Annotated in this window: 8 protein-coding genes and 2 pseudogenes; 4 read left to right on the forward strand and 6 right to left on the reverse strand. The window is 66.7% G+C overall.

Going from position 1 to position 9,866, the window contains the following annotated elements; translation table 11 throughout:
* From glmM to KIT86_RS22705, 4 genes and pseudogenes are all read right to left on the reverse strand, one after another.
* Window positions 1-766, reverse strand: a pseudogene (glmM, locus tag KIT86_RS22690) (phosphoglucosamine mutase); the annotation flags it as partial.
* A 60-nt stretch (window positions 767-826) separates the two neighbouring features.
* Window positions 827-1,657, reverse strand: coding sequence for a dihydropteroate synthase (folP, locus tag KIT86_RS22695; protein ID WP_297402620.1), 831 nt, complete (start codon window positions 1,655-1,657; stop codon window positions 827-829).
* A gap of 71 nt (window positions 1,658-1,728) precedes the next feature.
* The gene (gene ftsH / locus KIT86_RS22700; RefSeq protein ID WP_297402622.1) at window positions 1,729-3,648 is read right to left on the reverse strand and encodes an ATP-dependent zinc metalloprotease FtsH; all 1,920 of its coding nucleotides are present in this window, start codon (window positions 3,646-3,648) and stop codon (window positions 1,729-1,731) included.
* Between the two features lie 143 nt (window positions 3,649-3,791).
* On the reverse strand, window positions 3,792-4,463 hold the full coding sequence (locus tag KIT86_RS22705) for an RlmE family RNA methyltransferase (protein ID WP_297402624.1): 672 nt from the start codon (window positions 4,461-4,463) through the stop codon (window positions 3,792-3,794).
* A gap of 44 nt (window positions 4,464-4,507) precedes the next feature.
* Here KIT86_RS22705 and KIT86_RS22710 point away from each other — a divergent pair, with 44 nt between their 5' ends.
* From KIT86_RS22710 to KIT86_RS22720, 3 genes are all read left to right on the forward strand, one after another.
* A complete protein-coding gene (locus KIT86_RS22710) occupies window positions 4,508-4,984 on the forward strand; it encodes a YhbY family RNA-binding protein (protein ID WP_297402626.1) in 477 nt (158 codons plus the stop codon).
* A 76-nt stretch (window positions 4,985-5,060) separates the two neighbouring features.
* Window positions 5,061-7,142 carry a M3 family metallopeptidase gene (locus KIT86_RS22715; RefSeq protein ID WP_297402628.1) on the forward strand — a complete coding sequence of 694 codons (2,082 nt, stop codon included), beginning with the start codon at window positions 5,061-5,063 and terminating at the stop codon, window positions 7,140-7,142.
* Window positions 7,143-7,173: 31 nt separating this feature from the next.
* Window positions 7,174-7,830, forward strand: coding sequence for a DUF4124 domain-containing protein (locus KIT86_RS22720; protein ID WP_297402630.1), 657 nt, complete (start codon window positions 7,174-7,176; stop codon window positions 7,828-7,830).
* Window positions 7,831-7,860: 30 nt separating this feature from the next.
* Here the strand turns inward: KIT86_RS22720 and rpiA are convergent, their stop codons facing one another.
* Window positions 7,861-8,532, reverse strand: coding sequence for a ribose-5-phosphate isomerase RpiA (rpiA, locus tag KIT86_RS22725; RefSeq protein WP_297402632.1), 672 nt, complete (start codon window positions 8,530-8,532; stop codon window positions 7,861-7,863).
* A 38-nt stretch (window positions 8,533-8,570) separates the two neighbouring features.
* On the opposite strand from rpiA, the gene KIT86_RS22730 reads away from it, so the two are divergent.
* Window positions 8,571-9,656, forward strand: coding sequence for a quinone-dependent dihydroorotate dehydrogenase (locus tag KIT86_RS22730; protein WP_297402634.1), 1,086 nt, complete (start codon window positions 8,571-8,573; stop codon window positions 9,654-9,656).
* Here the strand turns inward: KIT86_RS22730 and KIT86_RS22735 are convergent.
* Window positions 9,657-9,866 (reverse strand): annotated as a pseudogene (locus KIT86_RS22735) (FAD-dependent oxidoreductase); the annotation flags it as partial.

Here is a 9,866-nt window from a genome sequence, read left to right on the forward strand (position 1 = left end):
TGTGGCCACGCTCGTCCACCAGGATGACGCGATCGGCATCGCCATCGAGCGCGATGCCGTAGTCGGCACCGTGCGCCTTCACGGCCTCCAGCAAGGCCTGCGGGTGGGTCGCGCCCACGTGGTGGTTGATGTTGAGCCCGTCGGGCGAACAGCCGATCTTGATGACCTCGGCACCCAGCTCGTGAAACACGGCGGGTGCGATTTGGTAGGCCGCCCCATTGGCGCCATCCACCACGATCTTGAGGCCCTTGAGCGTGAGATGGTGGGCGCAGGTGCTCTTGCAGAACTCGATGTAGCGGCCGGCCGCGTCATCGAGCCGGCGCGACTTGCCCAGCATCGCCGACTCCACCCACACGGGGGGCTCCTCCAGCGCGGCTTCCACCGCGAGCTCCCAGTCGTCCGGCAGCTTGGCCCCCAGTGCGCTGAAAAACTTGATGCCGTTGTCGGCAAACGGGTTGTGACTGGCCGAGATCACCACCCCCAGGCTGGCGCGCTGCGCCCGCGTGAGATAGGCCACCGCCGGCGTCGGCACCGGGCCGAGCAACACGACGTCCACCCCCGCCGAGTTGAAACCCGACTCAAGCGCGGATTCCAGCATGTAGCCGGAAATGCGCGTGTCCTTGCCAATCAGCACCGTCGGGTGCGCCTCCGTGCGCCGCAGCACACGCCCCACGGCGTGCGCCAGGCGCAAAACGAAGTCAGGGGTGATGGGGGCCTGGCCCACGGTGCCTCGGATGCCGTCGGTGCCAAAGTATTTGCGGGCCATGTTGCTCCTGTCCTCTCTCTTGTTGTGCGATCCCGCCATTATCGTGGGCGGGCCTGACGGTCAGCCGGTTTGCAACGCCTGCCAGACCTTCAATGCGTCGACCGTGTCACGCACATCGTGCACACGCACCACACGCGCACCGCGCTCCACCGCCAGCAAGGCCGCCGCCACACTGGCCGCCGCGCGGTCGGCGGGCCGCTCGTGGCCCGTGACCGCACCCAGCGTGGACTTGCGCGACCAGCCAGCCAGAAGGGCGAAACCCAGGGGAAGCAGCTCGGCCTGCCGCGCGAGCAGGCTCAGGTTTTGCGCCACGGTCTTGCCAAAGCCGATGCCGGGGTCCAGCACGATGCGCTCCCGCTCCACGCCTTTCGACACCAGCGCGCCAGCTTGTCGGGCCAGGAAGTCGAGCACCTCGGGCAACACGTCACCCTCCATGGGAGCCACCTGCATGGTCTGGGGATCGCGGTGCATGTGCATCAGACACACCCCGCATCGCGGGTGCGCCGCCACGGCCTGCAGCGCATCGCCGCGCCGCAGGGCCCAGATGTCATTGACGATGTCGGCCCCGGCATCGAGCACGGCGCGCATCACCTCGGGCTTGTAGGTGTCCACCGAGATCGGCACGCCCAGACGCACCGCCGCCCGAACCACCGGCAGCACGCGCGCCAGCTCCTCGTCCAGCGGCACGGCGGGGCTGCCCGGGCGAGTCGATTCACCACCGATGTCCAGCATGTGAGCGCCCTCCTTGAGCAACTGCTCGCAATGCCCCAGCGCAGCGGCCGTGCTGGCATGCTGCCCGCCATCCGAGAACGAGTCCGGTGTAACGTTGACGATGCCCATGACACGCGGGCTGGTGAGGTCGATATCGAAGCGGGAGGTTTGCCAGCGCATGGAGAAAAGTAAAAACGGTAGAAACGACAACGGGGCCGAAGCCCCGTGTGTGCGTGAAGAGCCCGCGCCGATCAGGCGGCCGAGGGCGTGGGATCGGTGCTCACCGCGGGGGTGCCACCGCTGCCACCACCGCCACCCACCGACGGATTGCGCGGCGTCCAGTCCTTGGGCGGGCGCGGGGGCTTGCCGGCCATGATGTCGTCGATCTGGTCCGAATCGATGGTTTCCCACTCCAGCAGCGCGGTGGCCATGGCATGCATCTTGTCGCTGTGCTGCTCAATCAGGTCGCGCGCCAGCTTGTACTGGGCGTCGATGATGCGGCGCACCTCGGCATCCACCTTCTGCATCGTGGACTCGCTCATGTTGGTGGTCTTGGTCACCGAGCGGCCCAGGAACACTTCACCCTCGTTCTCGGCATAGACCATGGGGCCCAGCGCGTCGGTCATGCCGTAGCGCATCACCATGTCGCGGGCGATGGTGGTCGCGCGCTCGAAGTCGTTGGAAGCGCCCGTGGTCATCTGGTTCATGAACACTTCTTCGGCGATGCGGCCACCAAACAGCATGCTGATCTGGTTCAGCATGTAGTCCTTGTCGTAGCTGTAGCGGTCCTGTGCAGGCAGGCTCATGGTCACGCCCAGCGCGCGGCCGCGCGGGATGATGGTGACCTTGTGCACCGGATCGCACTTGGGCAGCAGCTTGCCGATGAGCGCGTGGCCCGACTCGTGGTACGCCGTGTTGCGGCGCTCTTCCTCGGGCATCACCATGCTCTTGCGCTCGGGGCCCATGAAGATCTTGTCCTTGGCCTTCTCGAAATCCTGCATCTCCACCACGCGCGCATTGCGGCGCGCGGCCATCAGGGCGGCTTCGTTGCACAGGTTGGCCAGATCGGCACCGCTCATGCCCGGCGTGCCGCGCGCAATCACGCTGGCGTTCACATCGGTACCCAGCGGCACCTTGCGCATGTGCACGTTCAGAATCTGCTCGCGGCCACGGATGTCGGGCAGCGTGACATAGACCTGGCGGTCAAAACGGCCCGGGCGCAGCAACGCGGCGTCCAGGATATCCGGCCGGTTGGTCGCGGCGACCACGATCACGCCCAGGTTGGTCTCGAAGCCGTCCATCTCCACCAGCATCTGGTTGAGGGTCTGCTCGCGCTCGTCGTTGCCGCCACCCAGGCCTGCGCCACGCTGGCGGCCCACGGCGTCGATTTCGTCGATGAAGATGATGCAAGGCGCATTCTTCTTGGCGTTCTCGAACATGTCGCGCACGCGGGCCGCGCCCACGCCGACAAACATTTCCACGAAGTCCGAACCCGAGATGCTGAAGAACGGCACCTTGGCCTCACCGGCGATGCCCTTGGCCAGCAACGTCTTGCCCGTGCCTGGGGGGCCCACCAGCAGCAGGCCGCGCGGAATGCGCCCACCGAGCTTCTGGAACTTGGCCGGGTCCTTGAGGAAGTCCACGACCTCCTTGACCTCTTCCTTGGCCTCATCGCAGCCCGCCACGTCGGCGAAGGTCACGGTGTTGTTGTTCTCATCGAGCATGCGGGCCTTGCTCTTGCCGAAGCTGAATGCCCCGCCCTTGCCGCCGCCCTGCATCTGTCGCATGAAGTAGATCCAGACGCCGATCAGCAGCAGCATCGGGCCCCAACTCACCAGCAGCGTCATGAGCAGCGAGCTCTCTTCGCGCGGGCGCACATCGAACTTGACGTTGTTGTTGATCAGGTCGCCCACCAGACCCCGGTCGAGGTAGGTCGCGGTGGTGCGCACGCGACGGTCATCCTGCGTGACCGCCACGATCTCGGTACCGCCCTGGCCTTCCTGGATGGTCGCGCTCTTGATGCGTTGGGCCTTGACCTCGTCGAGGAACTCGGAATACCCCATGTAACCCGAACCCGCCGCGGAGCGCGTATCGAACTGCTTGAAGACGGTGAAAAGCACCATGGCGATAACCATCCACACGGCGATTTTCGAAAACCACTGGTTGTTCAAGTGCAGCTCCTGGAGACGATAGTGACTGACAAGCTCATATGTTTCCCATTCTAGGACTTTCAAGCCCTCATGCCCCTGGGGCATGACGTGGCAATGTCAATCAAAGGGTTGGCTTTTTTCAATGGTGCCGGGGCGCAAAGCCCTCAACCAGACCTTTTGAGACCCAGTCCCACCAGGAAGGTTTCCGAGGATTTGTCCCGGGATGCCTTGGGTTTGACCGCCTTGACCGTGCGAAAGGTCTCGCGAAAGAGCGCCACCATGGGGTCGTAGGCCCCTCCGTGGAACAGCTTGACCACCAGCGCGCCGTCTGGTTTGAGGTGATGAACGGCAAAATCCACCGCGAGTTCGACCAGATCGGAGATCCGGGCCGCATCGGTCATGCCGATGCCCGAGAGGTTCGGCGCCATGTCCGACACCACCAGATCGACCTGCTGCACGCCGCGGTCCACCAGGGCCTGCTCCAGCTCGGCGAGCACCGCCGCCTCGCGGAAATCGCCCTGGATGAAGTGCACGCCCTCCACCGCCTCCATGGGCAGCATGTCCAGCGCGACAATGGTTCCGTGCAATTCACCCACGGCCGCCCCGTTCGGGCTGAGCCGACGGCGCAGGTACTGGCTCCACGCACCGGGCGTGGAGCCCAGATCGACGACCGCCTGCCCGGGTCGAACCAGCCCCAGCGTTTCATCGATTTCCTGGAGCTTGTAGGCCGCCCTCGCACGGTAACCATCCTTCTGCGCCAGGCGCACGTAGGGGTCGTTGACGTGCTGGTTGAGCCAGGCCTTGTTGACCTTCTTGCTCTGTGTTTTGACTTTCATGCCCATAAGGGACGCCCGGGGTCTGTGTAAACGATAATTGTCCCATGCCCCAGATCACACTCACCCCCGCCCAGCGCAAAGTCCACCGAGCCGAGGCCCACCACCTCGATCCCGTCGTCCACATCGGCGGCGACGGCCTGAGCGCCTCGGTGAAGAAAGAGGCCGACGCCGCGCTCAAGGCCCACGGCCTGATCAAGATCCGGGTGCTCAACGACGACCGTGCCGCCCGCGAAGCCATGCTCCAGACCCTGGCCGACGAGCTCGATGCCGCGCCCATCCAGCACATCGGCAAGCTGCTGGTGCTCTGGCGCCCCATGCCGGAGAAGGAAAAAACCGTCGACGAGGACCGCAAGCCGGGCCCGCGCGACGTCAAGGTGCTGAAATTCAGCAAGCGCGGCGGCCAGCGGCCCGAGGTCAAGGTGGTGCGCGTGCTGGGCAACCAGCGCCTCACGCCGGGCGGACAGGTCAAGCGCGCCAAGGTCATGAAAAAGAGCGTCAAGAAGAGCGCGCAATCCCAATAGCCGCGATAGCCTGCGGCTCTCCGTTCGTGCAGGGCTGCGCCTTGAACTTCCCTCATACCGCCACATCTGAGAACGCATGAACGACCGAACCGCCCCAGCCACCCTCAACCCGCTGCTCGACTTCAGCGACCTGCCTCGCTTCGATGCCATCTCGCCAGCGGCGGTGGGGCCCGCCATGGACCTGCTGCTGCAGGCCGCGAGCACCGCGCTGGAAGAGGTCACGGCACCCGGATTCCCCAACGACTGGGCCCGCATCTCCCTCACCCTGGACGTGCCTGCCGAGCGCCTGTCGCGCGCCTGGGGCGCGGTGAGCCACCTCAACAGCGTGGCCGACACCCCCGAGCTGCGCGCGGCCTACAACGAAGCGCTGCCCAAGGTCACCGAGTTCTGGACCCGGCTGGGTGCGGACGAGCGGCTCTACGCCAAGTACAAGGCCATGGACCCGGCGTCGCTCAACGCCGAACAGGCCCAGGCCCACCACAACGCCATGCGCGGTTTCGTGCTGGGCGGCGCGGCGCTGGAAGGCGAGGCCAAGGCCCGCTTTGCCTGGCTGCAGGAGCGCCAGGCCGAACTGGCGCAGAAGTTCAGCGAAAACGCCCTGGACGCCACCGACGCCTTTTCGTTGATCGCCACACCCGAGGAGATGGCCGGCGTCCCCGACGACGTCCTCCAGGCCACGGCGGCGGCGGCCCAGGCCGAGGGCAAGACGGGCCACAAACTCACGCTGAAAATGCCGTGCTACCTGCCGGTGATGCAGTTCGCCCACAGCAGCCCGCTGCGCGAGAAGCTCTACCGCGCCTACGCCACCCGCGCCAGCGACCAGGCCGAGGGCGAGGCCGCCAAGTTCGACAACACCGCGATCATGGGCGAGCTGCTCGCCCTGCGCCGTGAAGAAGCCCGCCTGCTGGGCTACCGCCACTACGCCGACGTGTCGCTGGTGCCCAAGATGGCCGAATCGCCCGAACAGGTGATCGCCTTCCTGCGCGACCTCGCCGCCAAGGCGCGGCCGCATGCCGAGAAAGACCTGGCCGACCTGCGCGAATTCGCGGCCGCCGAACTGGGGCTGAGCGATCCCCAGGCCTGGGACTGGCCCTACATCGGCGAGAAGCTCAAGGAAGCGCGCTACGCCTTCAGCGAGCAGGAAGTCAAACCCTATTTCACCGCGCCCAAGGTCCTGGCTGGTCTGTTCCAGATCGTCGAGACCCTGTTCGAAGTGGCGATCCGCCCCGACCAGGCGCCGGTGTGGAACCCCGGCGTGGCGTTCTACCGCATCGAGCGCTCGGGGCCCCAGGGCACCGAGCTGGTGGGCCAGTTCTACCTGGACCCCGCCGCGCGCACCGGCAAGCGTGGTGGCGCCTGGATGGACGACGTGCGCGCCCGCTGGTTGCGGCCCGACACCGGCGCGCTGCAAACGCCGGTGGCACACCTGGTGTGCAACTTCGCCGAAGGGGTGAACGGCAAGCCTGCGCTGCTCACCCACGACGACGTCATCACCCTGTTCCACGAGTTCGGTCACGGCCTGCACCACATGCTCACGCAAGTGAACGAACGCGATGTCTCCGGCATCAGCGGCGTGGAGTGGGACGCGGTCGAACTGCCCAGCCAGTTCATGGAGAACTTCTGCTGGGAATGGGACGTGCTCAAGCACATGACGGCCCATGTCGACACGGGCGAGCCCCTGCCGCGCGCGCTGTTCGACAAGATGCTGGCCGCCAAAAACTACCAGAGCGGCCTGCAGACGCTGCGCCAGGTCGAGTTCTCGCTGTTCGACATGCTGCTGCACAGCCTGCCCGAGCCCGCGGCCAGTGGCGCGGCGATCCTGGCGCTTCAGCAACAAGTGCGCGACGAAGTGGCCGTGCTGCAACCGCCGCCTTACAGCCGCACGCCCCACACCTTCAGCCACATCTTCGCCGGCGGCTACTCTGCGGGCTACTACAGCTACAAGTGGGCCGAGGTGCTGTCGGCCGACGCCTACGCCGCCTTCGAGGAAGCGGCGCAGCAAAATGGCCACAGCACGCTGGACGTCGCCACGGGGCGCCGCTATCGTCAGGCGATCCTGGAAGCCGGAGGCAGCCGCCCGGCCATGGAATCGTTCAAAGCCTTCCGGGGCCGCGAGCCGAGCATCGACGCCCTGCTGCGCCACCAGGGCATGGCTTGATTTGCGCTGTGGCCCGCCGATAGGAACCGCCATGAACGTCCTTCACCGCCGATCCCGACTGTCCGCCCTGGCCCTGCTGGCCAGCCTGCTCGCCGCCCCGGTGCTCGCGCAGGGCGTCTATCGCATCGTGGGTCCGGACGGCAAGGTCACCTACTCCGACCAGCCCCCGCCCGCCACCGCCCCGGCGCGCCCGCTGGGCGGCGCGTCGTCTGGCGCTTCCGCCGGTGCCAGCACCCAGCTGCCCTACGAACTTCGCCAGGTCAGCAGCCGCTACCCCGTCACGCTCTACACCGGCCGGGACTGTGCCCCCTGCAACAGCGGTCGCAACCTGCTCAATGCGCGCGGCATTCCCTACAGCGAGAAGACGATCGAGACCCCCCAGGACAGCGAAGCGCTCAAACGCCTGAGCGGGGAAACCTCCCTGCCCTTCCTCACCATCGGCAGCCAGCAGATCAAGGGCTATTCGGACACCGAATGGACGCAGTTCCTCGATGCCGCCGGCTACCCCAAGCAGTCCACCCTGCCCGCCAGCTACCGGCGCCCAGCGGCCTCGCCGCTGGTGGCCGTGCGGCCCGCCGAAGGTGCTGCGGCGACCGCCAGCGGCCGGTCTCAGCCCACGCAGGCCCCCGCCCCGGCCGAGGTGCCGGTGAGCCCGCCCGCGCAGAACCCCGCCGGCATCCGCTTCTGATCACAGGCCGGCCTGCACCGGCCCTGCGCCTCAGAACGTCAGCGTCTTCACCCCATCGGGCGTGCCCAGCAGGCACACACTGGCCTTCTGGTGGGCGAACACCCCCACCGTCACCACACCCGGCCATTGGTTGACCTGGCTCTCGAACGCCAGCGGGTCGGTGATCTGCAGGCCCGTCACGTCCAGGATGTGCTGGCCGTTGTCCGTCACCAGCGGCGCGCCATCCTTCATCCGCACCTGAGCCGTGGCCCCCATCTGCGCAAACTGGCGCACCAACCGCGCCGTCGCCATCGGAATCACCTCCACCGGCAGCGGAAAGCGCCCGAGCACCTTGACCAGCTTGGAATCGTCGGCGATGCAGACAAAGCGGCGCGACTGCGCGGCGACGATCTTCTCGCGCGTGAGGGCCGCGCCTCCGCCCTTGACCATGTGGCCCTGTCCGTCGATCTCGTCCGCGCCATCGATGTAGACCGAGAGCTCGCCCACGGCATTGGCCTCGAAGACCGGGATGCCCAGCGCCTTCAGGCGTGCGGTAGACGCTTCCGAGCTCGACACCGCCCCCGCAATCTGCTCCTTCATGCCGGCCAGCGCGTCGATGAACTTGTTGACGGTCGAGCCGGTACCGACCCCCACGATGTCGCCTGGGGTGACGTATTGCAGGGCAGCCTGGCCCACCAGGGCTTTGAGTTCGTCTTGGGTCATTTGAGACAATCGGTTGGAACAACAAGCCGGATTATCCAATGTCGCTTCTCCCCTACGCTGTCGCACGCCCCTTCCTGTTCGGTCTGGACCCCGAGGCCGCCCACGAACTGACCCTGGGCTCCATCGCCCGACTGCAGCATTCGCCGCTCACCTGCCTCTATGGCGAACCGCGGGTGCACGACCCGTACACCCTGGCAGGGCTGCAATTCCCCAACCGCGTGGGACTGGCCGCCGGGCTGGACAAGAACGCGCGCTGCATCGACGGTCTGGCCGCCATGGGTTTCGGTTTCGTCGAAGTGGGCACCGTGACGCCCAAAGCGCAGCCGGGCAACCCCAAGCCCCGCATGTTCCGCCTGCCCAAGGCCCAGGCCCTGATCAACCGCCTGGGATTCAACAACGAAGGGCTGGACGCATTCATCGCCCATGTGAAGCAGGCGCGGTTTCGCCAGCACAAAGGCGTGAGCCCCATGCTGCTGGGACTGAACATCGGCAAGAACGCCAGCACGCCGATCGAGCGCGCGATCGACGACTACCTCACCTGCCTCGACGGCGTCTATCCCCACGCCGACTACGTCACCGTCAACATCTCCAGCCCCAACACCCAGAACCTGCGCAGCCTGCAAAGCGACGAGGCGCTGGACGCCCTGCTCGGTGCCGTCGCGGAACGGCGCGAACTGCTCGCGCAGCGCCACGGCCGCCGCATTCCCGTGTTCGTGAAAATCGCGCCCGACCTGGACGAAACACAGGTCGAAATCATCGCCACCACGTTGATGCGCTATGGCGCAGACAGCGATGGCGTATCGACCAGCGCCTTCGGCGTGATCGCGACCAACACCACCCTCAGCCGCGAGGCCGTTGCAGGCCTGCCGCACGCCCAGGAAGCCGGGGGCCTCTCCGGCGCACCCGTGCTGCAGGCCAGCAACCGCGTGATCCGCCAGCTGCGCGCCTGCCTGGGCAAGAGCTTTCCCATCGTGGGCGTCGGCGGCGTCATGAGCGCGGACGACGCGGTGAGCAAGATCCAGTCGGGTGCGAACCTGGTGCAGATCTACACCGGCCTGATCTACCACGGCCCTTCACTGGTCTGGGAATCGGCGCGCGCGATCCAGGCCCTGGCCGACAGCTGATCAGGTCAACGCCACCGCGTGGTCCGCGATGGCCAGGCAGCTCGTGAGGCCTGGCGACTCGATGCCGAACAGGTTGACCAGCCCCGGGACGCCATGCACGGCTTCCCCCTGCACGACAAAATCCTGCGCCGGCGCGCCCTTCGCCACGATCTTCGGCCGGATGCCGGCATAGCCCGGCTGGATCTGCCCGTCGCGCAGGGCGGGCCAGTA

Source organism: Hydrogenophaga sp., from assembly GCF_026125825.1.
GTDB lineage: Bacteria > Pseudomonadota > Gammaproteobacteria > Burkholderiales > Burkholderiaceae_C > Hydrogenophaga.

Excerpts from the sequence above, each read along its gene's own strand:
- KIT86_RS22730 (WP_297402634.1), top strand. The coding sequence starts at position 8,571 with ATGTCGCTTCTCCCCTACGCTGTCGCACGCCCCTTCCTGTTCGGTCTG.
- KIT86_RS22715 (WP_297402628.1), top strand. The coding sequence starts at position 5,061 with ATGAACGACCGAACCGCCCCAGCCACCCTCAACCCGCTGCTCGACTTC.
- KIT86_RS22710 (WP_297402626.1), top strand. The coding sequence starts at position 4,508 with ATGCCCCAGATCACACTCACCCCCGCCCAGCGCAAAGTCCACCGAGCC.
- rpiA (WP_297402632.1), bottom strand. The coding sequence starts at position 8,532 with ATGACCCAAGACGAACTCAAAGCCCTGGTGGGCCAGGCTGCCCTGCAA.
- KIT86_RS22705 (WP_297402624.1), bottom strand. The coding sequence starts at position 4,463 with ATGAAAGTCAAAACACAGAGCAAGAAGGTCAACAAGGCCTGGCTCAAC.
- KIT86_RS22720 (WP_297402630.1), top strand. The coding sequence starts at position 7,174 with ATGAACGTCCTTCACCGCCGATCCCGACTGTCCGCCCTGGCCCTGCTG.
- folP (WP_297402620.1), bottom strand. The coding sequence starts at position 1,657 with ATGCGCTGGCAAACCTCCCGCTTCGATATCGACCTCACCAGCCCGCGT.